This window comes from Mycobacterium sp. TH-M103 (assembly GCF_057473785.1).
Map to the genome: position 1 here is coordinate 1 of NZ_JBYCLG010000052.1, position 23,402 is coordinate 23,402.

Here is a 23,402-nt window from a genome sequence, read left to right on the forward strand (position 1 = left end):
GCGGAGACAATATCCGCAGCTAGTTAGCACCGGGGGCGGTAGCTCAGTTGGTTAGAGCCGCGGACTCATAATCCGTTGGTCGCGGGTTCGAGCCCCGCCCGCCCCACGTCAGAGGCTATTTTTCAAGATCAGTCTCGCCAAGTCATCGTTTATTCATCGCACTTAGTGACGGTTCGGTCGAGTAGATCGGTGGCTCCGGCCGCGTGTCGTGTACCGGTCCTGGGTCATCGGGACGAGGGCGGGGGAGGTGGTCGGGTCCGATGCGTGCCGAGAGACGTCGTCGTCGATCATCGTCGCGACCATCTAGCGGAAGCTGTGACTGTCGCCGAGCATCCAGATGAGCAATCCCCACGGCATTGTCAGCAGGCCCAGCAGCAGCACCGAAATTGCCGTCGGCCACCCGAGCGGGCAGTCCGGACGCAACGGCTCGGAGAAGGGGCGTTGCCGACCCCGCCAGGCAGCTTTTGGCTCCACTTGTTTGACTACGCAGTATGCCGCGGATGGTCCGCGTCGAGGACGCGCAGCGCCGGGTCGCGTACCCGAAGTGGCGTGGGGATCACCGCTGTGGGCCTGCTGACGCCACGGCCCGTTTGGCCGCCTCGACCAGATGGGCAGCGGCGCGGTTCATCCTCTTGCACTCGGCGGTGGACAGCGCCTGGTCGGTGTAGACCGCCTTGTTCTTCAAGCCGAGCAGGATGCTCAGATGTTTTCCGGATCCCTTGTCCGCCGTTTCCAGCAGAGTGACGGCGTCGTTGTGGGTCCCGCTTGACGAGTGCACTCCTAGCCGGACGCAGCAGATAACGTCGGACGCGGCGATACCGGCGTCCACAAACAGATCACCCGCTGCATTGGGCATGTCGTCTTGCAGATGCTCAGCGGCGTCGAAAAACTCAACCGCCTTGGACAGGCGCCCCGCGGTGACAGCAGAGCTGCACTTACGTGTCCCCGCCATCGGGCCCTTCTCGATCCCGCGCCTTACCTCTCGGGCGCAGCTGGCTATTGAGCCATGCCCGTGTCCCGGCGACGGTCAAGCCTTGCCTGGCCACGTCGCTGAGCAGCGGCTCACCTGCGGCGGCCGCGGCGCGAAGCTCGTCTTCGGTGAACTCGACGATGCGGCCGTCGTTGCCCGTCCAAGCGGTGACCGACCGTGCGAGTTCGCTCACCTGTTGCTCCCACGCCTCCGGATCACCCAGGCGGCCATCGTGTTCGGTGTCGGAGGCGCGCACCAAGAACAGATCAATGTCGCTGTCGAGAGTCATCCGCCCCGTCGCGGCTGACCCGAACACCGCGGCGTACTTGGGCACCTCGCCCCACCCTTCCAGGTGCGCCTCGAGGCGGTCCAGGAACGTTGCGGTCAGCCGTGATAGCGCCAGGATCGGCTCTGCCGCAAGATGTTCGGTGTTGAGTCGGTAAATGTTGGTCCTGCCGACTCGATCATGGAGTACCACACCCTGGGCAGTGAGGCGGGTCAGGACTTTGCGGATGCCTTCGCCTGACGCGGTGGTCAGGATGCGCTGGATCTGGGCGATCGTGAACGTCACCTCGCTGGTCGCCAGCACGCCGAGTACGTCACCGTCCAACGTCGGCGTCACCGTGGCGAACGGCCGGTTCAGCTGCATGGCGGACACCATCTCTTCGTCTACAACTAAAGTTAGAGTATTACAACTATAGTTGGAACCGCTCAGGCGCACAACGCCAGGGCGGCGATGATCGCCCCATGGCCTTCGATCGCCAATGACGTTGTCAGTGCTCTCGGAGCGGATCCGCCCGCTGGACACCCACGTCGGTTGTGACTGTGCCGTCAGGGGAGTGCTATCCGGAGAGCCTTGCTGATTTCCTGCATCGTTGGCGAGGAGAGCGCGCCGAGTGGCTCGGTGAGTTCATCGTGGTAGAGCTGCACGATGTCGTCGACCAGGACAAATCCGACGAGAGGGTCGGCGGCGGTCAAGGGCACGACTGTGGGTACGTGCGCATTCTTGCTCGTCGTAGTGATCCGCGCGGCTAACACGGTGTTCAGGCTTCTGTTCCGGGAGTTGTTGCTGAGGACAACCCACGGCTTCAAGCCGTGCCCCAGGTCCACTCGGTATGTCTGGCTCCGCATCCCGCGATTCACAGATCGGTCTCGTTCCGGCGCGCGTAACGGTCCCGCGCAACCCGGCGCTCGGCGCTGGCGGGCTCGCTGTTGAACTCTGCGGCCAGTTGGGCGTACCCGGCATCAAGGACTCGTTCGCGGAGCGCTTCGGCCCCGGCCTGGAGCAAAGCTCGGAGTGCCCCGGCTTCTGATTTGATGTCGCCTTCACCTCGCTGGCTGGCCCAGTCGCGCAGCGCCTCGAATGAGGCGGACCCTTCGCTTAGGTATGGGGCGATCGCCGCTTCATCCGAGGCTTTGAGGATCAGACTGACTCTCTTGCTCATGCCCCAGATCCTACACCGGATTCAGGTGCACGAACAAGCGCACATTTTGATGCATCCCACGTTCCCTCCAGCCTCCGAGCGACCCGCACAGGCGGGTGGTGACCGAAGTGGCTGGCCCAATGACGAGCAAGCCCGGGAGCGCGAGAGACGGATTGGATCGTCTATCGCAGTCACCGCTTATTCATCGCTAATGATCGAGAACCGGCCTGAATCGATGAGGATTGTTCGGTCTTTTGAGAAGCTCAAGTACCCTGTCGCGCAGGACGTTACAGTCCTATCAGTTGGTTACCGAGAACCCTGAATCACGAATCCGTTGGCCGCGGGTTCGAGCCCCGCCCGCCGCACTCTGTTCCCGAGACATCGGCTGATGGCTGACGTTTCGTCTTTGGGTGACGCCCGACCTTGTTTCGGCTGATGGTTGACAGTTACTTCGGTTGGTCCTTGACGCTCCCTCGATGAGGGAGTTGAGCGTGGCTGAACGCGCCGGCATGTCCGGAGTCTCTGGACTCACCGGGCGGTTCACCAGCCGTTAAGCTCGAAAGTTCCGGATCTCAACCCGAAGTTCCGACAACCGCCGAGAGGTCGACGGCGTCATGCCCGGAGGATTTCTATGGTCTCCTCAGGCCGCGTTGCGGCGCACGCGAAGGCTAGCGTCGCGCAGCAGGCGACGCGACCGGCGGGATCCTGCATTCGAACTACGTTGCGGCGCAATGGAGACGCAACATGACCACACGGCTGATATGGCAGTTGATTCGAGCTCAGGAGTGCGTCGAGCAGATCGAGGCGCGTCTGACTGGCCCGCTGGTCGTTTCCAGCCACGGCGCGATCAGCCCGACGCGACCCGAGGACATCGTGGCGCTTCTGCGCGACACGACCAGACTCACCCATCCGATGCGGGGCCACGACGGCACTCACCCCTGGGTGCCCACCGGCGCGGCACCCGCCCAACACGCCAGGTACCGGGCGGTCCTCAACCCGCTGTTCAGGCCACGAGCGTTGGCGTGGCTCGTGCCGTCCATCCAGGAGCACGCCGCGGCGCTCGTCGACGCGATCGCTGCGAAAGGCCAGTGCGAGGCCGTCGGTGAGGTCGCCCGCCAGCTGGCGACCCAGACAGTGCTGACGCTGCTCGGATTGCCGGCGGGCAGTCTTGAGACGCTGCAGCGGCTACTGGCGCGGCAAGCGGAATTCCCCAGGAGCGCGCCCTTCCATGCCGACCTGATCGAATACGTCAGCCAAGCGATTTCCACAGCCAGGCCGCCGGGGATCATTGCCGCCCTCCGCGACGAATTCGAGGAAGTGGAAATACTGAGCTTCGTCTTGCTCCTGTTCGGTGCGGCAATCGAGACGACGACTGCGGGAATCGGTTTTGCCCTGTTCGAGCTGGCCACCGACCCGCAGTTACGGGCACTGCTCATCCGGCACCCCGATCAGATCGGAACATTCGTCAACGAGGTGCTGCGCCTTTACTCTCCGCTCGGCTATTGCCCGCGCGTCACCCTGGAGGAAATCACCATTGGCGGGGTACGCGTGCCGCCGCTAACCGAACTGGAACTCTCATTGCGCACGTTGAATTTGGCCAGCGGCTACCTCATCACCTGCGGCGACGACAAAATCCGCGGCCGCCCGTTCTACTCATTCGGAGCCGGGTCGCGCCGATGTCTCGGAATGCACGTTGCCCGAGCGCAGCTGATCGTCCTTGTCGCCGAGTTCGTGCGTCGTATCCCCAGCTTCACGGTGGCACAGGACCACATCGAGTTGAACGTCGGCGACGATAGCACCCGACTCGGCCCGACCACCATGCCCTTGCAGTGGCCGACGTGAGAAGCGAAGCCGCCGAGGTCGTCGGTCCGCCGGCAACGGGACGGAAGTGCGTCCTTCGCCGTTTGGGTAGGGACACGGCGTTGTGCCCTGCCTTCAGCGAATCCGGCCGGCGCCGACTCCTCCTGAGGTGTGGCCGCCGGCATCCTCGGCGATACCGGCGCTAAGGCATCGCCACGCCTCTAGCATTCCGTTACATGCGTTCCAAAAGATTTGCGATGCGCAATCTGGTGGGCCGGTTGGCGGCAGCCGTCATGTTGGCGGCAGCGGCGATGGCAGGCACGACGATCGGGACGCCGGCGGTGAGCTCGGCGGAGTGCGAACAGGGGCAGTATTGGGAGCCGTTCACCAAGGCCTGCTACCCACTGGGCGTCGGGCCGCAGCCTCTGGCCTGCGATCCCGGGCAGTGGTGGGATCCGAGCGGCAACGTCTGCCGGCCCCTGGGCGTCGGGCCGCAGCCCTTGGCCTGCGATCCCGGGCAGTGGTGGGACCCGACCACCAATGTCTGCCGGCCCCTGGGCGTCGGACCGCCGGGCGGGTGACAGCCACCGGCTGCCTCGCTCGCCTGCGATGAGCGCGGGCTTGCCAAATAGGGCTTCGGCCCGGCCACGATGGGTAGTGAACCCTCTTGTGCCCCAGGAAGAGACATGCGATGTCTGGTTCGGTCGCGAAGCGCCTTCGGCACATTCGAGCTGCGCTGACCAGCCGGTGGCATCGGCTGGCGTCCCCGGCGTCGGCGAGCACGTCGGACGGCAGGTGGACGGTCGACTCGGCGATGTCGGCGCTGATCGCAGCCTTGTAATTGCCCTGCTGTTGTTGCGCCGCGCGCACATATGTTTGACGACCGAGGGCGCGCAGACCGTGAACGCGAGGTGGCCCGGACGTGACGTTTCGGCGCGCCGTCCGTGGTTCACCGTGCCGGTGTGGCCGGCGCAGGCTATGAAATGACGGTGAGCACCCACCATGTGAACCTGACTCCGCAGGAATCCTTGTTGATCGGCGAAAGTCACCCTGAGGCCCTGCAGCGCATGGATGAAAAGCAGCTGAAGGATCTGCAGAGCCGGCTCAGGACTGCACGCGAGAAGAACTTCAGCCTGCTGCGGCGCCAGGGCGCGGCCCGGGTGGCGGCCGAAGGCGCGCGCGGTGCGGCCCAGCCGGCCAACGAACGGCGTGGTGAAAAGGTGGAGGTCTTCGACGAGGCGCTGGCCCGGGTGAGCCAGCGCCTCGATGCCGTCCGCGACACCGAGTAGTCACGGAGTCGGCCCTCAGCTCCACAAGGCATTCATGGGCTGGGCGTACCTGTCGTTGTAGGTGAGCGGGTTGCCATCGACGGCGTCGCGGTCGACATCCGGCTCGCCAACACGGCTGCGGTTCTTTCCTCCCCTTTGCGGTAGAACGGTACGAGTTGGATCATTGCCGGCCACTCCTGGAAGGGGCTCAACATGCAGTCCGTCAGCGGAACGAACGTCCTCGTCACCGGTGCTGCCATGGGTCTCGGGAAGCTCTTCGCCGCCAACGCCGTCAAGGAGGGCGCCGCCGCGGTCGTCCTCTGGGACGCCAACGAGACCGCGCTGAAGAAGACCGCTGCGGAGTTGGAAGCCGCCGGCGGCGTAATTCGTGTCGAGACCGTCGACGTCACCTCGCAGGATGAGGTGGCCGAGGCCGCCGCGCGCGTCCGTGCAGACGTCGGCACCATTCACGTGCTCTTCAACAACGCCGGAATCGTGCGGGGAAACGGCTACTTCTGGGAGAGCAACCCTCGCGACTTCCTGCTCACCATGGAAGTCAATTCCATCGGCCCAATGCTGGTGGCGCGGGAGTTCCTGCCGGCGATGATCGCGTCCGGTATGCCGTGTCGGGTCGTCAACATCGCATCCTCAGCCGGGCTGAACGCCATCCCCCGCATGGCCGCATACGCCGCTTCGAAGTGGGCGGCAATCGGTTTCTCTGATTCGTTGCGGCTCGAGTTGGAACAGGCCGGCCATCACGACGTCAAAGTCACCACCGTGTGCCCGACGTACATCAACACCGGCATGTTCGAGGGCGCCAAGGGCATACTGTTCACCCCGATGCTCGAACAGGAGGACGTTGTCGACCGCACGTGGACGGCGATGCTCGAGGGCAGGCCGTTTGTGGTGATGCCGTGGACGTCGAAGATGAACAAGGTGCTCTCGGCGGTGTTGCCCGTCCGGCTGCGCGATGCGTACCTCCGCCGCGTCGGCGTGTACAACTCCATGGACGAGTTCACGGGGCATTAGCGCACAGGCGCGATGCACCGGCCCCAGCGATTGCCGGCTCGACACCGAGTAGCGACGGAGTCGGCCCTCAGCCCCAGAAGGCGTTCATGGGCTGGGCGTACATGTCGTTGTAGGTGAGCGGGTTCAGGCCCAAGGAGTCTTCGATCGTGGCCATCAGGCTGTACTCGTTGTAGTAGCTGTTGGTGACGAAGTGGCCGGATTGCATCCCCCCGGTTGCCACGGCCCCCTGGTTGGGGATGACGATCATCGGAACGTTGTTGCCCTGGTTGCCGATGCCCAGTGACAGGTTGTTGTAGTCCTCGTCCCAGGTGATGATGATGGCGTCCTTCTGGGTCGGGTCGGTCCACGTCGGCGAGCTCTGAATGGTGGACACCTGCTGCTGGACGAACTGGTCTCCGGCCGAGACGTTGTACTGGTGCGTCGTGAGCTGGCTGCCAAGCCAGTTGGCGATGTTGGAAGGGGAACTGACGGGCCCTTCCATGTTGTTGGCTTCGTTGGCGGCCAGCCACGCGAATTTCGGTGCGGTGCTGGGGGTCTGCAGATTCGTGCCCAGCTGCGACAGCGGCAGCAGGTGGGTCTGCAGGTAGGCCGGGGTGTTGTTGTAGACGTAGCTGAATTGGGCGAAGGGCAGTTCGTCGACGGCGTAGTTGCCCGACGACGTGATGGCACCCGGGTAGGGCATGCTCTGCGCGTAGCCGGCCCACGACACGCCCGACTGATCCATTTCCTGCATGAGGCTGGGCGCGTTGATGGAGTTCGACGTCGGGTTGTAGTCGATGCCGAAATCCGACCCGCCCATGATCCGGAAGTAGTTGGGGTTGCTGGGGTGGCCCAGCGCGTAGTAGTTGTCCGCATACCCGTAGGTGTTGATCAGGGCGTTGATGTAGGGCGCGTTGGGGCTGCCGATGATGTCGCCGACGCCGTGGTTCTCCATGTAGATCAGGAACACGTGGTCGAGTTGGCCGACGTGGGACGTCGGCACGGTGAGCGGCGCGGCGGTGAGGCTGGGATCGCCGACGGTGAACGACAGGTTGTCGGCGTAGGCGTTGTTGTAGTGGCCCAGGATCGGGTTGTGGTCGGCGAAGGTCGCGGTCACCACCGCGGAGGTGGTGCCCACCGGGATCGTGCCGGAGATGTCTCGTGGCTGAAACCCGGTGAGTCCCAGGCGATCCAGCGCGGTCACCGACCCGGTCGAGCCGGTGCCCAGAACGACCCCGTTGGCGCTGAGGAAGGTGACCTTCAGCGAGGCCGACGACGGGTCCAGCAGGTAGCCGCCGAGCATTCCACTCAGCGTGTACGGCGTTGTGCCGGTGTCGATTCTGCTGAGCGCGCCGCTGAGGTCGACGGTCTGGCTGATCGACGACGTGCCCACGGGTCCGCCGCCGGCGAAGTTGTTGCCGCCGCCCGGGGGCGCGATGCCCGGGAAGCCCAGGGCGCGCGGCAGATCCGGGAACGGCGACGCCGTCGGCGACGGATAGCCGCGCGGGGTGCCGTAGGCGATCACGGTCGGGGTGCCGGTCACCGTCCAGCCCGGGATGGTCACCGAGCTGAAGCCCGACCCGGACGGGTCGGCGATCTCGAAGCCGGGATTGACCAGCAAGTTCTGGCTCATCGGCAAGCCGGGGACACCGTTGCGGCCGAACAGCAGCCCGCCGGCCCCGATGGTGCCGGGGCCGCCCAGCAGCGCGAGGGTCGCGGCGTTGCCGCCGTTGCCGCCGTTGCCGCCGTCGCCGATCAGGAAGGCATTGCCGCCGGTCCCGCCGCCTCCGCCGCTGTAGCCGGGGGCGGCGTCGGCGCCGGCCCCGCCGGAACCGCCGTTGCCCAGCAGCGTCCCGCCGCCCCCGCCGTGGCCGCCCGCCCCGCCGGTGCCCGTTGCGGCGAATCCGCCTGTCCCGCCGGCCCCGCCGCAGCCCAGCAGGATCGCGTTGCCGCCGGCCCCGCCCTGCCCGCCGGGGCCCGCTGCAACACCACCCGCGGCGCCGCCTGCGCCACCGGTGCCTCCGGAGCCCAGCCAACCGGCGCTACCGCCGGCCCCGCCGAGGCCCCCGCCACCGCCAGCGGCTCCGGTCGCCAGCACCGATCCGCCGGTCCCGCCGGTCCCGCCGCTGCCGATCAGCGCGCCGCCGGCCCCACCGGCGCCACCGGCCCCGCCGGTGCCGTCATTGCTGGAACCACCGTCGCCGCCGGCCCCGCCGCTACCGAACAGCGGGCCGCCGCTGCCGCCGACCCCGCCGGTCCCGCCATCGGACTGGATCGACGACCCGCCGACCCCGCCCGCGCCGCCGCCGGCGCTGACCAGCCCGCTGAGCGGCCCGCCCGCCCCGCCGGCCCCGCCGGCGCCGGGGCGCAAACCGGCGGTCAACTGACCGGTCAATCCACCGGTCCCGCCGACCCCGCCGGAGCCCAAAAGCCCGCCGGGCCCGCCGGACCCGCCGCTGCCGCCGTCCCCGCCGCTCCCGGAGGTGGCGCCGACCCCGCCGGCCCCGCCGGGACCGCCGTTGCCGAACAGCCACCCGCCTGATCCGCCCATGCCGCCGGCAATGCCGGGGCCGGACGCGCCGAACCCGCCGGCCCCGCCGGCGCCGCCGCTGCCCAACAGCCCGGCCGCGCCGCCGGCTCCGCCGGGCAGGCCGTTGGCGCCGGACCCGCCGGCACCGCCGTCGCCGAGCAACCACCCGCCGGGCGCCCCGGCGGCCCCGCTGCCCGCGGCGCCGGGGGCGCCGTTGCCGATCAGCGGGCGCCCGGTCAGGGCCAGGCTGGGCGCGTTGATCGCGTTGAGCGCCGCCGCGGGCAGCAACAATCCGTTGGCGCCGGTGGCGCCGCCGCTGCCCGCAGGCGCACCGAGCCCGCCGGTCCCACCGGCCCCGCCGATGCCGAGCAGCACGGCCCTGCCGCCGTCCCCGCCGACCCCGCCGGCGAACCCGGCGGCGCCCTGTGCGCCGGCACCGCCGGCACCGCCGGCACCGCCGTCGCCGAACACCAGCGCGCCGGAGCCGCCGGCGCCGCCGTCGCCGCCGGTCCCGGACAACGCGAACCCGCCCGCCCCTCCGGTGCCGCCGAAACCGATCAGGCCCGCGTTACCGCCGGCCGCGCCGTGGCCACCGCTGCCGGCGCCAAAGGTGTTGCCGCCGGCCCCGCCCGAGCCGCCGGAGCCCAGCCAGCCGGCGTGGCCGCCGACGCCGCCGGCCCCGCCGTTCCCGGAATAGCTGGTGCCTCCGGTGCCGCCGGCCCCGCCGTTGCCCAGCAGCGCGCCGGCCGCGCCGCCGACCCCGCCGGCACCCCCGTCCCCGGTGCCGCCCAATCCGCCGTTGCCGCCGTCGCCGCCGTACCCGGCCAGCAGGCCGCCGGCCCCGCCGGCACCGCCCGCCCCTCCGGTGTCGCCGGCTCCGCCGGTCCCGCCGACCCCGCCGCCGCCGAACAACCCGCCGGCTCCACCAGACCCGCCGACCCCGCCGGTCCCGGTCGCCGCGAGCCCGCCCGTGCCGCCGACCCCGCCGCCGCCGAACAACCCGCCGGCCCCGCCCGCTCCACCGGTCCCACCGGTCCCGGTCGCCGCGAACCCGCCGGCCCCGCCAACCCCGCCGGTGCCCAGCAGCCAGCCGCCCTGCCCGCCCGCGCCACCGGCCGCGCCGGTGCCCCCGGCCCCGCCCGCCCCCCCGATGCCGATGAGCCCCGCGGCCCCGCCGGCCCCGCCGGCACTACCGGCCGCGCCGGACCCGCCGGCCCCACCGTCGCCGAGCAACCAGCCTCCGGCCCCGCCGTTGGCCCCGGTCCCGGGGGCCCCGTTGGCGCCGTTGCCGATCAGCGGGCGCCCGGTCAACGCCAGGATCGGGGCATTCGCCGTGCCCACCACGCTTTGCTCCAGGGCCAGCGGATCCAGGATCGTCTGCAGCCACGATCCGTTCGCCGTCTCGGCGGCGGCGTAGGAGCCCGCACCCCCGCTCAAGGCCTGCGCGAACTGCTCCTGGAACGCCGCCGCCTGGGCGCTCAGCGCCTGATAGGCCTGCGCATAGTTGCCGAACAACCGCGCGATCGCCACCGACACCTCGTCGGAGGCCGCCGCCGCGACATTGGTGGTCGACGGCGCCCACGACGCCGTCGCCTTGCCGATCGCCTCTCTGATCCCACTCAAATCCGCCGACGCCGCGGCCAGCGCCTCGGGCCGTGCGATCAAGACAGTGGGCATCTGCGCCTCCCAGCAAATGAATCTGGGGATTCGGAAGCGCTAACTGTATTTCACCGGCCCTGGGAATGTGAAGCACATCATAGCTGGTGTCGGAGGTCGGGGGTGGCGGCCGCTTCGTGCTTTCCGTAAATCTTTGCTCGGGGGCGCGGCCGGCGGCGGGCTAGATTACCCGTATGCGCAAGGTTCGCCTGTTCGCTGCGGTCCTGACGATCCTGACGATCCTGACGGCGGGGTTGTCGCTGGCAACCCCCGCTGGCGCGCAGCCGCCGGCCCCGCTCACCGACCACATCACCGACACCACCGGGGCGTTGACGAGTCCGGGTCGGGCCGCGGTCAGTTCGGCGATCGACCGACTCTACCGCGACCGCCACATTCGACTGTGGGTGGTCTACGTCGACAACTTCTCCAGGTACAAGCCCGAGAACTGGGCCGACCGCACCCGCAGCGCCAGCGCGATAGGCGATCACGACGCGCTGCTGGCCGTGGCCACCAACACCAAGCTGTACGCGTTCAGCGCGCCGAGCCTGACGTCGGCGGAGTCGAACAGCCTGCAGGCCAACAAAATCGGGCCCGCGGTGGCTGCCAAGGACTGGAGCGGCGCCGCGCTCGCCGCGGCGGACGGGTTGGGCCCGTCGGCAAGCCCGCCGCACCGGAACTGGCTGACGATCGCGATCGTCGTCATCGCGGTCGTCGTGATCGTCGCCGGGGCCGTGGTCATCCTCGTGCTCTACCGCAGGCGCCGCCGCGGCCCGCCGCAGTTCGACCCCGGCGTCGAAGGGGGCACCGGTTCGTCGCCGCAGGCGCTGTCCATCGCGGACGCCAGGTTGCAGCAGATCTCCGACTACGTCGCCCGGCATCGCCAGAGCATCGGCGCCGAGGCCAAAGCCCGGTTCGACGAGGCGCGAAGGGAATTGGCGGCGGCGCACGGCGCGCAGCCGGGCAACGACAGCGAGGCGATCTCCCATGCCAATCGCGCGTCGACGCTGGCCGCTCAGGCGCAAACCCTGGCCAACGCCGACGTGCAGGCGGCGCACCGCACGCGACGACGGCGGGGTGCCACCTCTAGGTGACGTCAACCGTCGCTCGGGTCGGGGATTCGAGCCGACCGCCGGCGCGCCGATGACGTTGGAGCGATTGGAGTAAACGACAGTGAAAACCAGGCGCAGCGCCTTTCGGTCCGATCTGCTCGACGGCAAGGTCGGGCTCGTCACCGGGGGCGCCACGGGCTCGGCCTGGAGGCCTGCCGCGTCCTCGGCCGCCATGGTGCTCGAGTCGCCCTGTGCAGCAGAAAGGAGGCGAATCTTCAAGCCGCGCTGCAGGTTTTGCGCGACGACGGCATCGACGCCATGTACGGCGTGTGCGACGAGCGTGAGTTCGAGGCCGTGGCAGACGTGGTGGACTCCGTGATCGCGCGGTTCGGGCGCCCGGACATCCTGGTCAACAACGCCGCGGGCAACTTTCCGGCCTTCATCTCGGATCTGAGTTCCAACGGCTTCAAAGCGGTGGTCGACATCGACCTGCGCGGAACGTTCAACGCGTCCAAGCGGCTTATGAGCGGTGGCTGCGCCACCACGGCGGCGCGGTGGGTCAACATCACCGCCGCCACCCAGTATCGGGGAATGGCGATGCAGGCGCACGTGGTCTCGGCGAAGGCGGGCATCGACGCCCTGATCCGGACGTGTGCCATCGAGTGGGGTCCCGCCGGCGTCCGGGTCGACGTCGTCGCCCCCGGCGGGATGGCGGGTACCGAAGGCGTGCAACGCATCACCGGCGGAGACGACAAGTTCCCGACGGACTCCAACCCGTTGCGCCGTCTGGGCTCGACGACCGAGGTCGCCCAGACCGTGCTGTTCTTGGTCAGCGACGCCGCGTCCTACATCACCGGCGCGGTCGTCGTCGACGACGGTGGCAGCTGGTTGACCGGGCGTGCGGAATTCTGACGGCGGGACCTGCACCCTGCTCTGCGTCGACATGATGGGCGGCGAACTCGAGCGGCGGGCCGGCTTGGGCATCGGATCGGGAGAGTAGGTCAGCTTCGTCGGGGTGTCGCGGGCGTTCGGCGCCGCGGTATGCGACATTGGCGGCATCGCAAAGACATCGTTCGATCCGCTCCTGCTGGGTTTTGCCGCCCACCGACGGTGGTTGCTCCTCCGGTTGAGATATCGGCAGCGCGTTCAGGCTGCCCGAACAAGCCGCAGACGGCGATCGCCCTGAAGCGGCACAGCGCGCAAGTAATGTTGCAGCGATGGACGGTGTGGCAGAACTGGTGCCGGTGCTACCGGCGCACCGCTTCGACGAGGCCGCTCTCGCGCGGCACCTGCGCGGACAACTGCCCGGCTTCGATGGTCAACTGACGGTTCGCCAGTTTCAGGGCGGACAGAGCAACCCCACGTTTCACCTGCAAACCGCCGGTGGCGAGTACGTCCTGCGCAAGAAGCCGCCGGGCAAGTTGCTGCCCAGGGCGCATGAGGTGGAGCGCGAATACCGCGTCATGTCGGCGTTGCGGGACACCGATGTGCCGGTGCCCCGCATGCGGCTGCTGTGTGACGACGAATCCGTCATCGGCACAACCTTTTTCGTCATGGATTACGTCCCCGGACGTATCTTCACCGACCCGGCCCTGCCGCAGAGCTCCCCAGAACATCGTGCGGCGATCTATGAGGACCTCGCCCGCGTGCTCGCGGCACTGCACCGGGTGGACTGGCGCGGGGCCGGGCTCGAGGGGTTCGGCAGGCCGGAGGGCTACCTGCAACGCCAGGTGGCGCTGTGGGCGAGACAGTGGCGGGCCGCGCGCGTGGAGGACATGCCCGCGATGGACCTGTTGGCGCAATGGCTACCCGAACACCTGCCACCGGACGACGGACCGGCCTGTATCGCCCACGGCGACTACCGCTTGGGTAACGTCCTGATCCATCCGACCGAGCACCGGATAGTCGCGGTGCTGGACTGGGAGCTCTCGACCATCGGCCATCCGTTGGCCGACCTCGGCTACACCTGCCTGACCTATCACCTTCCGCCGGGCTTCACCGGCACGAGTGGTGTGGCGGGCAAAGACCTGACCGGCACCGGTATCCCCGACGAGCACGCGTTCGTCGCGAGCTACTGCCGGCATGCCGACCGGGAGCCACCCCGCTCGCTCGACGCCTTCATCGTGTTCTCATTGTTCCGGCTGGCCTCCATCACCGCGGGCGTTTGGCGGCGCGGGCTCGACGGCAACGCATCCGACTCCCGGGCCGGCACCACGGAGGTCCGCGACCGTTACCGCGGCCTGACGCAGCTGGCATGGGCTCTGGCCCAACGGCTGGCGGATGCTTGAGGCTGCGACGACGAGCGGTGGCGCAACCCGCTCACCAGCGCGTAGCGATCGGATCGTCGAACGGCTCGTAGGTGCCGGTGGCTTTCCACTGTTCGGCGGCCTGTGTGGAGTGCCGAACCACCGGACGTGCCGCGCCACCTCCCGCGGGGAACGCGCTCCGTCCGATAGATGCCCGGTCGGAATCTCCTCGGGTGCGAGTGGTTCACCCTCGTCCGCCAGCGCCCGGGTCGCCTCGTCGAGCGGTTCGGCGAGGACGTCGGCGAGCACCACCTTCATGCCCTCCAGGCCGAAGCGCCGCCCCATGACGCGGCCGATGCCTCCGGCCCTACCGGTCACGACTGCCACCTTGCCCTGAAGGTCTCTCGTTGTAGCAATCGTCACACGGGCACGCGCACGCCTCACGAGGTTCGCGTCATGAATATTTGTTGCGCATAACCGGATATCGATGTCCTCGAGGTAACTAACCCGTTGCCGCACAAGCGTCTTGAGCATCATCGGGGGGGGGGGGGGGGGGGGGGGATCCGGGTCCGGGAACTCGTCGGACGCCCGTCAGACCCGCGCCGGCGCCGATACTGAGCAAATATTCGCGGGCGAGTGGTTCCGTCGGGACACGCCGGAACCAACCGGCCATCGCGCTCAACCCTGTGTAGCGTGATGATCCCCGGCCGAATTCGCGCGCGGGAAATAGCTTTTCACCGCGGATGCCAAATGGAGGATATGCGATGACCGCCGTGCTGGTGGCGCCGGAGCTGTTGGTGAGCGCGTCGGTGGATATGGCCACCATCGGGTCGATGGTCAGCGAGGCCACCACGGCCGCGGCGGCCCCGACCACCGGGCTGGTTGCCGCGGCCGGCGACGAGGTCTCCGCGGCGGTGGCCGCGGTGTTCGGTGAGTACGGCCGGCACTATCAGGCCCTCAGCGCCCGGGCCGCGGCGTTTCACGCGCGGTTTGTGCAGCTCGTCGACTCGAGTGCGAGCCGGTATGTGGCTGCGGAGACCGCGAACGCCGGGCTGTTGCAGACGTGGGGCCGAGACGTTCTCGGCGCGGTCAACGCGCCGACCGAGACGCTGCTGGGGCGCCCGCTGATCGGCAACGGCGCGAACGCGGCGCCGGGTACCGGCGCCGCCGGCGGCGCGGGCGGGATCTTGTTCGGCAACGGCGGCAACGGCGGCTCGGGTGTGTTCGGCCAAAGCGGTGGTAATGGCGGCGCGGCCGGGCTGATCGGCACGGGGGGCAACGGAGGCAACGGTGGCCTGGGCGCGGCGGGCGGGGCAGGCGGCCACGGCGGTTGGCTGTTCGGCAACGGCGGTACCGGCGGCAACGGCGGATTCGGCGCGTTGGGCCTCACCGGCGGCAACGGTGGCGTCGGTGGCCGCGGCGGGTGGCTGTTGGGCTACGGCGGCGACGGTGGCAGCGGCGGCGACGGCGGGGCCGGCATCACCGGCACGGGCGGCATGCCCGGCGGTTCCGCCGGTTCGGGCGGTTCCGGTGGTTCCGGCGGCGATGGCGGCTTGCTGTTCGGCTCGGGCGGTCACGGCGGGCTCGGGGGCCATGGCGGCACCGGCGGCACCAGCGGCAACGGCTCCGCGGGCCTGGGGGGCGGCGCCGGCGGAGCCGGCGGGGTACCCAGCGGCTTCGCCGGGGGTGCCGGGGGTGCCGGCGGGGCGGCCGGAACCCGCGGGGGCGGGGACGTCTACGTCACCAACGCGTTCGGCAACTCGGTGTCGGTGATCGACCCCGTTACCGACAAGGTCATCGCCACGATCGCGGTCGGCACCGATCCCAGCGCGGTCGCGGCGAACCCCACCGGCAGCACCGTGTACGTCACCAACGCGGGCAGCGACAGCGTCGCGGTGATCGACACCGCCACCCAGACCGTGACGGCCACCGTCGCGGTCGGCAGCAGTCCGAGCGGGGTGGCGGTCAGCCCCGGGGGCAACGCCGTCTACGTCACCGATCCGACCGGCCTCAGGGGCTCCTACACCTTTGCCGGCCCCAACGTGGCGGTGATCGACGCCGCCACCAACCAGGTCGCCGACGTGGTCACGGTCACCGGCGACCCGACCGGGGTGGCGGTCAACCCCGCTACCGGTGTCGTCTACGCCACCAACCCCGGCACCAACGTCGTGGCGGTGTTCAGCGCCGGCTCCGGAGGTCTCCTCAACTCCTCCTACAGCACCGTCGCGGTCGGCAGCGCCCCGAACGGGATAGCGGTCGACCCGACCGGTGGCGCCGTGTTCGTCGGCAACGAGAGCGGCGGCAGCCTGTCGGCGATCAACCCCACCACCAACACCGTCACCACCTCCTCCGTCGGCGGCACGCCCTACGGCGTGGCGGTCGGCCCCGGCGGCAACGCGGTCTACATCACCGACTACGCCGGCAGTGGAGCCCTGTTGGTGATTGACCCGGCCACCAGCGCCGTCACCGCCACCATCCCCGTTGGCAACTTCCCGAACGGCGTGGCGGTCAACCACCTCGGCGGCGCCGTCTACGTCACCAACGCGGGCAGCAGCACCGTGTCGGTGATCAACCCCGTCACCGGCCAGGTCATGAGCACCGTCACGGTCGGCAGCGAACCGAGCGCGGTGGCGGTCGCCTGACGCGGTTGTTCACCTGCTGTTTGCGGTGCTCGTGTTTGCGATGCCCAGTGCTCGCGGTACCCGTCCCATCAGGCGCGCCCTTGGAAAGCAAACAACGTTTCCATAGCGGAGGGGGTTCCAGATGACGACGAGGCGCACACACCCGCGCGGCAGGTTGTCGGCGCTGTGCGGCGCCGGCGCAGGCATCGGCCGGGTGCACCCTGACCGGCGCCGAGCGGTACATCGATTTGCTGGCTCAGGACAAGATCGTTCACCCGGTCAACTACAGCGACTGCGACATCAGCGCCGAGGGACGATGGCTCGCCGATCAGGTGCGTAACGCACCCGACCCGTTCGACAAGGCCAATTCCCTGGTGCAACTGGCGAGCAACAGGACGCAGATGACGGCGAAACAGGCGGAGTGGAAGGTCGAGTCCGCGATTTACACGTACGCGCCGCAGACGATCCCGAAGGTCAAGGGTCAAGCCGCGCAGCGACAGCCGACGTGATCACCCGTTGATGTAGGGCCGGCGATGGGAAAGACTCACTACGGGCCGGCCCTACCGACGGAAGTGACAAAGTGAGCCGCACGCGTGCATCCACTGTTCCGGTGGCGCTGGGCGCCGTCCTGGCCCTGCTGGCCGGGTGCGCCGGGCCCACCGCGCCGTCGGCGGCGCCCCGGAGCGTCATCGCGCCCGCGCCGACAGTGCCCGCAGCGGTGCTGGCGTCGACCACGGCGGTCGCCGCCGATCCGAACCCACCCGACGGTGCGCAGCCGGCGTCCGGGCCCGCCCAGCTGGCCGACGATCTCGTCGCCGACGAGGGCGCGCTGCGTGATCCGTCCACGGCGGAGTCGGCGCTGCAGACCGCGGCGCACCGGCAGCAGTCGGCCTACCGGGCCATCGCCCGGCACCCCGACTGGGACGCGATCACGCGGCCGCGGATCCCGCCGTGGCTGCTGGACACCTACGACCGCAACCTCGACGCCCGCCGGCAACTCAACGCGATGACACACGCCAAGAACACGCTGCCCGCCTGGCGGATCGAGCCTCCGGCGCCGGCCGACGAGCTGCTCGGCGACTACCACGAGGCGGAGTCGCAGTCGGGCGTCGGCTGGAGCTACCTCGCCGCGATCAACATGATCGAGACGCGCTTCGGCAGCATCGTCGGGGACAGCACCGCCGGCGCCAAGGGTCCCATGCAGTTCCTGCCGTCGACGTTCGCCTCCTATAGCGAGGGCGGCGACATCGGCTCACCCCGCGACAGCATCATGGCGGCGGGTCGTTATCTGGCCGCCAACGGTTTCGCCGCCGACGCCGATCGCGCCCTGTACCGGTACAACCACTCGCCGCAGTACGTGCGGGCGGTCGAGCAGTACTCCGGGGTGCTCGCAGCCGATCCCGCCGCGTTCGCCGGCTACTACCGCTGGAACGTCTACTACGCCACCACCGCCGGCGACGTGATGCTGCCCATCGGGTATGCCGCGACGGCACCGATCCCGGTCGGCGATTACCTGGCGACCCACCCGCAGTAGCGCCGTGCATACGCCGGTTGGCTGTCACGTGGGATGACTTTCGGCACTAGCTGCATGCAGACCACGCCGCTTGGGTTACGTGGTAAGAAGTAACTTTCTCCCACCAAAGGCGATCCGGCAATGACACTTTCGCTCAGGCGTCGACTACCGGTATGGGCTGCCGCCGTCGTCGTGGTTGCCGCCATGCTCGGCCATTGCGTTCTGGCCGCGCCACGGGCGGCGGCGCAATGCACGTTGACCGCCGAGGATGAGCAGTACATCAACCTGCTGGCTCAGAAGAACATGATCCACGGGTCCGAAGTCAACGACTGCAACATGGTCGCCGAGGGGCGGTGGTTCGCCGATCAGGTGCGCAATTCCGCAGACCCGTTCGCAACCGCGAAATCTCTCGTGCAGCAGGTGGCCGACAACACGCCGATGACCGCGGATCAGGCCGAGTGGGAGGTCGAGGCGGCGATCTTTGTCTACGCACCGGAGCTGATCCCCAAGATCAAGGATCAGTTCGCCCAACAACCCCTGCCGTGAGACACGCGAAAAGCGCTGCGCGGCTTGGCTAGTTCAGCGGCGAAGCCCCCCGAGCGTCACCGTTGTTAGCGTTACACCAATGAGCGATGCCACGGCCGGCGCGCCGGACGACGGCCTCGAGGTCGTCATCGCCGAAGCGGGCGTCGAACCGGCGGTGAAACGGATCGGCGAAGGCCCGGCCGTGCTGCTGGCCGGCGGACTCGGCATGCCGAGCATCACGTGGGACATCTGCGGACTGCCCCAGTCCCTGTTCGATGCGGGATTGCGGGTGATCGCGTACAACGCGTGCGGCATGTCGCCCTCGTCGGCACCGCCTGCACCGTACTCGGTGGCCGGCCTGGCCCGCGACGCCGCTGCCATCCTCGACCACTTCCAAATCGGACGGGCCACGGTCGTGGGCTACTCGATGGGTTGTTACACCGCGCAGATGCTGCTGCGCAGCCGGCCCGAGTTGGTGGGTGCGCTGGTTTTGTTCGCCGGGTTGCAGCCCTCGCCGGTGAGCGCGATCGTCGGGGAGATGGAACTGGGCCTGATCGAGCGCTACGGCCAGGTACCGCGCGAGGTAATGGTTTTCGAGCAGTTACTGACCATGCTGCACACGCCGATGTTGCAGGATCCGGCGACGGTGACGGGTTGGCGGCAGGTGCTGTCGGCCGGCCACGACAGCGGCTGGGCCGGGCCGGACGGATTCGCCGGGACAGCTGGCGGCATCCCAGGAGTGGATCACCGCCGGCGAACCCGTGGCCGAACAGCTCGCGGCGATCGGCGTGCCCACCCTCGTCCTGGCGTTCGAACACGACCTGTTCTTCCCGCCGGACCTCTGGGAGGCGTCGGCCCGACGGATCCCCGCCGCCGACTTCGCACGGATCGACAGCGCGGGCCACGGCGGCATCTCCACCGGACCCGGGGACAGCGTGGCGCGCATCATCGCGTTCTGCCGCGCACAGCACGGCGGTTGATCCGCATGCGGAACGCGGATTTCACGTCGGCAGCCCGCTGCCGTCCGACTCGTGGTCGTGCATGAACGCCTCTTGGATGTTCACGCGATAGCGGGCGGCCTCGGCGAGGATGTTGCCGAAAGCCAACGGCAACGCCAGCACCGGCCGGGGATCGTGACGCTTGAAGATGACCCCGTCGGTACGCAGGAAGCTGCGGAACTGTTGTCCTGTAGCGACGACTTGCGCCACCCGTACATCAGCATGCCCGGACCCAGCATCTTGCTGGCGCCGGGCAGCGGCACGATGACCTCGTCGTTGAGGACGAAAAACGCCCTGTCCAAACGCGTTTCCGGGTCAAACAGCAGAATGCCGCTGGTCGCACGGCCTGGAATCCGTACTTGTTCTCCAGGCGGGCCTCGACATCGAATAGGAATCGAATAGGAGAGGAACGGCGTGCAGTCGTCGGGGCACAGGTCGGGGCGTTGCTTGACCGTGTTTGCCAGGATCTCTGTCCCCTCGTGGACCGGCACGACTAGGTCCACGCCCTCCTCGCGGACGAGGCGCGCCAGTGCCCGCGTCCACTCGACCGGTTCGTACCTCGGCTGCGGTGTGCGGAGTGTCTTCGTGACGTGCGAGGAGTACCGCGTGATGGGAAAGGGCACCGAGTCCGAGCTCAGCACCGTGTGCTCCGCGGCGCCCATCAGCCGGGCCGGCTGAGTGCCAAAAGCGACCGACCGAACGTGATCAACACGGTTTTCGCAGTTGCAGCCATCGCTTTCGGGGAATGCTGCTTCGCTGAATCGTCCGCCGGTGAGCCGGCCCACCGCCGCGTCGCGTCGACGATGCGGCCGGCCCGGCCGCCCGGTCGTCGCCGGCGAGGGCGAAGCCCCGGCCGGGCACGCCGCGCAGGGGCGCCGAACTTTGTCCCGGAAACGGCGACACGCGCGGGCCGAGGCGAGCACAATCGTTTCCGCCGCCGGCGGGAGGAGAAACGACATGAGCGAGGCGATCGCGGCGCGGTTTGCGCCCAGGCGAGTGCTGCGCGGTTGCGCGCCGGCTGCCCTCGCGGTCGTGCTGGGCCTGCCGGTGAACGGTCTCGCCGCCCCGGCGATCGCCCGGGCCGATCCGCCGGATTGCGCCCCGGGCTGGGTCTGGAGCCCCAACCTGAACCAGTGCGTGTTCTGGCTGCCGACCGCGAACGGACCCGGTGGGCCGGGCGGCCCCGCAGGGCCGGGGGGACCGGGCGGTCCTGGGGGCCCCGGCGGTCCCGGGGGCCCGGGTGGTCCCGGCCCCCGCTAGCCCTTGCGCCGGGCGAGACCGAACTGAGCGTGATCGTCGCACAATCGCCGCGCTGCACGCAGGGTTGACGCCGTGGGCGGGATTCTGCCGCCCCCAGTCGTTATAGTGGCTAAATAAAAGCTCCGGATCCGACGGTGGGGGAACAGGCGCATGCCACGCACAGACAACGACACCTGGAATCTGGCCACCAGCGTGGGCGCGACGGCCACCATGGTCGCGGCGGCACGGGCGATCGCCACCAAGGCCGATCACCCGGTGATCCAGGATCCGTTCGCCGAACCGCTGGTCCGTGCCGTCGGCGTGGACTTCTTCACGCGCTGGGCCGGGGGCGAACTGGCTGCTGCCGACATCGACGACGACGAGTCCACCTGGAAGCTCTCGCATATGCCCGACGCGATGGCCGCCCGGACGCGCTTTTTCGACTCGTTCTTCCAGGAATCGGCGCGGGCCGGCATCCGCCAGGCCGTGATCCTGGCGTCGGGCCTCGACGCGCGGGCCTACCGTATGGAATGGCCGGCCGACATGACGGTGTTCGAACTCGACCAGCCGCAGGTGATCGAGTTCAAGGCCACCACCCTGGCGGGGCTGGGCGCCACACCGCAGGCCGAATTGCGCACGGTGGCAATCGATCTGCGGCAGGACTGGCCCACCGCCCTGCTGGATGCCGGCCTGGACCGCAGCCGGCCCACGGCCTGGATCGCCGAAGGCCTCTTCGGCTACCTGCCGCCGGCGGCGCAGGACAGGCTGTTGGACGACATCACCGCGCTGAGCGCGGACGGCAGCCGGCTGGCCTGCGAGGCGGTGCCGAACATGTCGCAGGTGGACCACGAGCGGGCCCGGGAGATGATGCGCAGGGTCACCGCCAAGTGGCGCGACCACGGCTTCGAATTCGAGTTCTCCGATCTCGGCTACGAGGGGGAGCGCTCCGACGTCGCCGGCTACCTGGAGAGCCTGGGATGGCAGACGGCCGGGGCGCCGATGAGTCGGTTGCTGGCCGACAACGGTCTTGCCGCGATCCCGCAGGGCAACGACTCGGTGTCGCTCGCCGACGCCGTCTACTACAGCGCCACGCTGGGCAAATGACGTCCGCGCAACGCCGGGGGCTCAACGACGCGGTCACCCGCATGTGGAGCTTCCTCGCGCCCGTCTACGACCTGCCCTTCCTGCAGCAGTGGGTCTACCGGCCCCCGCACGACGAGGTGATCGCGCAGTTGCGCGCCCGCGGCGCGCAAAAGGTCGCCGATGTCGCTTGCGGTACAGGTATTCTCAGCGACCGCATCGAGCGCGAACTGCATCCGGAGCGGATTTTCGGGGTGGACATGTCCGACGGCATGCTGACCCAGGCCCGCGCCAGGTCGAGCCGCGTGCAGTGGCTGCGCGGGCCGGCCGAGCAGCTGCCCTTCGACGACGGGGCGCTCGACGCCGTCGTGACGACCTCGGCCTTTCACTTCTTCGACCAGCCCGCCGCGTTGCGTGAGTTTTATCGTGTGCTGGCGCCCGGCGGATTGGTGGCCGTGGCGGCGCTGAGCACGCGGCAGCCGCTGCTGCAGGTGCCGGCGGCGAACAGGTGGAAACCACAGCACAACGCGTCGCCGGCCGAGATGCGGACGATGTTCGAGGACGCCGGGTTCACCATCAGCGATCAGCACCGTATCCGGCGACCGGTGTGGATGCGGGTCATCTCCGACCTGATCACCGTCGGCACCAAGAGCTGAGGCGGCCGCCGCCGTGCTTCAGGAGGCGAGATTGTCCCGCGGGCCGGGGCGGGAAAGTTGCCCGCCGACAACCACGACGCGCGAGGGCCGGTAGCCGTGGATTCTTGCGGCCGGGACCGCCCGCCGGCGCGCCGCACGCTCGCGGGTGTGCTCTGCCGTCCACCCGACGAAGTCGGCGGCGACCCACCCGGCGCCGCACAACGCCAACGCGACCCCGAACTCGAAAGGCGTCCCGGCGGCGAGTGCGGCCAGGGCGCAGATGCCCGACAGGGTGGCGGTCGTCAGCGCAACGGCATACGCGGCCATGCGTGCAACATGGCTGTGCATCGGGAGCCCAATGTGGGTGGCCATCGCTTCTCCTGTCCGGTCGAGACTCCGGCGGGTGGAACCCAAACCGTGACCACAGTGTTTCGCTACCGAGACCCCGCCAACGAGTGCCACAGGGCACGGTGATCGCGTGGCGAAGGGCCTCAGACCTGAGGGTCCAAAGTCACCCTGGTGAATTCCGTCGGCTACAGCGCGACCCACACGAACCGGAGCACCGATGTGCACGCCGCCGCCGGTGAATTCCTCGAAAACTCCCCGCACCCCGAACGTCAGGTGGGGCGGCTATGGATTAGCTGCGCTGCGCCCGGGTGCTGTTCCCCTTGCGCCCCGGGGGGTCTGTCCCGCGGCCAGGCGCAGAATGATTCTCGAGGCGTGCGAACGCGCGCGGGCCAGGGCCTACCGGGTGCACGTTGGTGTAGCTGGCGGTCCGCCCGAAAGACCTTTGGCAAGGCTATCTTTGCTGTTCGGCCAGGTTTTCGGCGTATATTGTTC

General features: G+C 69.0%; 23 protein-coding genes, 1 tRNA gene and 2 pseudogenes. 17 read left to right on the forward strand and 9 right to left on the reverse strand.

Annotated elements, in window-relative coordinates:
- The first annotated feature begins 32 nt into the window (after nt 1-32).
- A tRNA-Ile gene (locus tag AC2VOR_RS02440) sits at nt 33-106 on the forward strand.
- 197 nt (nt 107-303) lie between these two features.
- Here the strand turns inward: AC2VOR_RS02440 and AC2VOR_RS02445 are convergent.
- From AC2VOR_RS02445 to AC2VOR_RS02465, 5 genes are all read right to left on the reverse strand, one after another.
- Nucleotides 304-474, reverse strand: coding sequence for a hypothetical protein (locus tag AC2VOR_RS02445; RefSeq protein WP_369738076.1), 171 nt, complete (start codon nt 472-474; stop codon nt 304-306).
- Nucleotides 475-556: 82 nt separating this feature from the next.
- Nucleotides 557-952, reverse strand: coding sequence for a hypothetical protein (locus tag AC2VOR_RS02450; protein ID WP_369738077.1), 396 nt, complete (start codon nt 950-952; stop codon nt 557-559).
- Complete coding sequence (locus tag AC2VOR_RS02455) at nt 936-1,619, reverse strand: nucleotidyltransferase domain-containing protein (RefSeq protein WP_369738078.1); 684 nt, start codon at nt 1,617-1,619, stop codon at nt 936-938. Before AC2VOR_RS02455 ends, AC2VOR_RS02450 begins: the two co-directional genes overlap by 17 nt.
- 182 nt (nt 1,620-1,801) lie before the next feature.
- Entirely contained in the window at nt 1,802-2,101 is a 300-nt protein-coding gene (locus tag AC2VOR_RS02460) for a type II toxin-antitoxin system PemK/MazF family toxin (protein ID WP_369741523.1), read from the reverse strand.
- Between the two features lie 8 nt (nt 2,102-2,109).
- Nucleotides 2,110-2,415 (reverse strand): hypothetical protein, encoded by a 306-nt coding sequence (locus tag AC2VOR_RS02465; RefSeq protein ID WP_369738079.1) that lies wholly within the window; start codon nt 2,413-2,415, stop codon nt 2,110-2,112.
- 723 nt (nt 2,416-3,138) lie between these two features.
- Here AC2VOR_RS02465 and AC2VOR_RS02470 point away from each other — a divergent pair.
- From AC2VOR_RS02470 to AC2VOR_RS02485, 4 genes are all read left to right on the forward strand, one after another.
- On the forward strand, nt 3,139-4,236 hold the full coding sequence (locus AC2VOR_RS02470; protein ID WP_369738080.1) for a cytochrome P450: 1,098 nt from the start codon (nt 3,139-3,141) through the stop codon (nt 4,234-4,236).
- A 215-nt stretch (nt 4,237-4,451) separates the two neighbouring features.
- Nucleotides 4,452-4,775 (forward strand): hypothetical protein, encoded by a 324-nt coding sequence (locus tag AC2VOR_RS02475; RefSeq protein ID WP_369738081.1) that lies wholly within the window; start codon nt 4,452-4,454, stop codon nt 4,773-4,775.
- A gap of 381 nt (nt 4,776-5,156) precedes the next feature.
- Nucleotides 5,157-5,483, forward strand: coding sequence for a hypothetical protein (locus AC2VOR_RS02480; protein ID WP_369738082.1), 327 nt, complete (start codon nt 5,157-5,159; stop codon nt 5,481-5,483).
- A gap of 192 nt (nt 5,484-5,675) precedes the next feature.
- The gene (locus AC2VOR_RS02485; protein WP_369738083.1) at nt 5,676-6,491 is read left to right on the forward strand and encodes an SDR family NAD(P)-dependent oxidoreductase; all 816 of its coding nucleotides are present in this window, start codon (nt 5,676-5,678) and stop codon (nt 6,489-6,491) included.
- A 67-nt stretch (nt 6,492-6,558) separates the two neighbouring features.
- Here the strand turns inward: AC2VOR_RS02485 and AC2VOR_RS02490 are convergent, their stop codons facing one another.
- Complete coding sequence (locus AC2VOR_RS02490; RefSeq protein WP_486963137.1) at nt 6,559-10,677, reverse strand: PE domain-containing protein; 4,119 nt, start codon at nt 10,675-10,677, stop codon at nt 6,559-6,561.
- A 173-nt stretch (nt 10,678-10,850) separates the two neighbouring features.
- Between AC2VOR_RS02490 and AC2VOR_RS02495 the strand changes: the two genes are divergently transcribed.
- The 3 genes from AC2VOR_RS02495 (at nt 10,851) to AC2VOR_RS02505 (ending at nt 13,993) form a co-directional block, all read left to right on the forward strand.
- Nucleotides 10,851-11,747: a TPM domain-containing protein gene (locus AC2VOR_RS02495; protein ID WP_486963138.1), complete on the forward strand. Its 897-nt coding sequence runs from the start codon at nt 10,851-10,853 to the stop codon at nt 11,745-11,747.
- Nucleotides 11,748-11,810: 63 nt separating this feature from the next.
- Complete coding sequence (locus tag AC2VOR_RS02500; RefSeq protein ID WP_486963151.1) at nt 11,811-12,617, forward strand: SDR family oxidoreductase; 807 nt, start codon at nt 11,811-11,813, stop codon at nt 12,615-12,617.
- 305 nt (nt 12,618-12,922) lie between these two features.
- A complete protein-coding gene (locus AC2VOR_RS02505; protein ID WP_369738086.1) occupies nt 12,923-13,993 on the forward strand; it encodes a phosphotransferase in 1,071 nt (356 codons plus the stop codon).
- A 204-nt stretch (nt 13,994-14,197) separates the two neighbouring features.
- On the opposite strand, the pseudogene AC2VOR_RS02510 reads toward AC2VOR_RS02505, so the two are convergent.
- A pseudogene (locus AC2VOR_RS02510) lies at nt 14,198-14,374 on the reverse strand (SDR family NAD(P)-dependent oxidoreductase); the annotation flags it as partial.
- 341 nt (nt 14,375-14,715) lie between these two features.
- Here AC2VOR_RS02510 and AC2VOR_RS02515 point away from each other — a divergent pair.
- The 6 genes and pseudogenes from AC2VOR_RS02515 to AC2VOR_RS02540 all read left to right on the forward strand — a co-directional run bounded on the left by AC2VOR_RS02515 (nt 14,716) and on the right by AC2VOR_RS02540 (nt 19,590).
- Nucleotides 14,716-16,593 carry a PE domain-containing protein gene (locus AC2VOR_RS02515; RefSeq protein ID WP_486963139.1) on the forward strand — a complete coding sequence of 626 codons (1,878 nt, stop codon included), beginning with the start codon at nt 14,716-14,718 and terminating at the stop codon, nt 16,591-16,593.
- A 227-nt stretch (nt 16,594-16,820) separates the two neighbouring features.
- A complete protein-coding gene (locus AC2VOR_RS02520) occupies nt 16,821-17,081 on the forward strand; it encodes a hypothetical protein (protein ID WP_369738088.1) in 261 nt (86 codons plus the stop codon).
- A gap of 71 nt (nt 17,082-17,152) precedes the next feature.
- Nucleotides 17,153-18,106 (forward strand): lytic transglycosylase domain-containing protein, encoded by a 954-nt coding sequence (locus AC2VOR_RS02525; protein ID WP_369738089.1) that lies wholly within the window; start codon nt 17,153-17,155, stop codon nt 18,104-18,106.
- 120 nt (nt 18,107-18,226) lie between these two features.
- Entirely contained in the window at nt 18,227-18,631 is a 405-nt protein-coding gene (locus tag AC2VOR_RS02530; RefSeq protein ID WP_369738090.1) for a DUF732 domain-containing protein, read from the forward strand.
- 205 nt (nt 18,632-18,836) lie between these two features.
- Nucleotides 18,837-19,061: pseudogene (locus AC2VOR_RS02535) on the forward strand (alpha/beta fold hydrolase); the annotation flags it as partial.
- A 310-nt stretch (nt 19,062-19,371) separates the two neighbouring features.
- A complete protein-coding gene (locus tag AC2VOR_RS02540; RefSeq protein ID WP_369741829.1) occupies nt 19,372-19,590 on the forward strand; it encodes an alpha/beta fold hydrolase in 219 nt (72 codons plus the stop codon).
- 21 nt (nt 19,591-19,611) lie between these two features.
- Here the strand turns inward: AC2VOR_RS02540 and AC2VOR_RS02545 are convergent, their stop codons facing one another.
- Nucleotides 19,612-19,818, reverse strand: a complete 207-nt coding sequence (locus tag AC2VOR_RS02545) for a hypothetical protein (protein ID WP_369738091.1) — start codon at nt 19,816-19,818, stop codon at nt 19,612-19,614.
- Nucleotides 19,819-20,565: 747 nt separating this feature from the next.
- Between AC2VOR_RS02545 and AC2VOR_RS02550 the strand changes: the two genes are divergently transcribed.
- From AC2VOR_RS02550 to AC2VOR_RS02560, 3 genes are all read left to right on the forward strand, one after another.
- Nucleotides 20,566-20,868, forward strand: a complete 303-nt coding sequence (locus AC2VOR_RS02550) for a hypothetical protein (RefSeq protein ID WP_486963140.1) — start codon at nt 20,566-20,568, stop codon at nt 20,866-20,868.
- A 150-nt stretch (nt 20,869-21,018) separates the two neighbouring features.
- Nucleotides 21,019-21,951, forward strand: coding sequence for an SAM-dependent methyltransferase (locus tag AC2VOR_RS02555; protein ID WP_486963141.1), 933 nt, complete (start codon nt 21,019-21,021; stop codon nt 21,949-21,951).
- Nucleotides 21,948-22,583 (forward strand): class I SAM-dependent methyltransferase, encoded by a 636-nt coding sequence (locus AC2VOR_RS02560; protein ID WP_486963142.1) that lies wholly within the window; start codon nt 21,948-21,950, stop codon nt 22,581-22,583. The genes AC2VOR_RS02555 and AC2VOR_RS02560 overlap by 4 nt, the downstream gene beginning before the upstream one ends.
- Before the next feature lie 18 nt (nt 22,584-22,601).
- On the opposite strand, the gene AC2VOR_RS02565 is transcribed toward AC2VOR_RS02560, so the two are convergent.
- Entirely contained in the window at nt 22,602-22,934 is a 333-nt protein-coding gene (locus AC2VOR_RS02565; protein ID WP_486963143.1) for a hypothetical protein, read from the reverse strand.
- Nucleotides 22,935-23,402 lie beyond the last annotated feature (468 nt).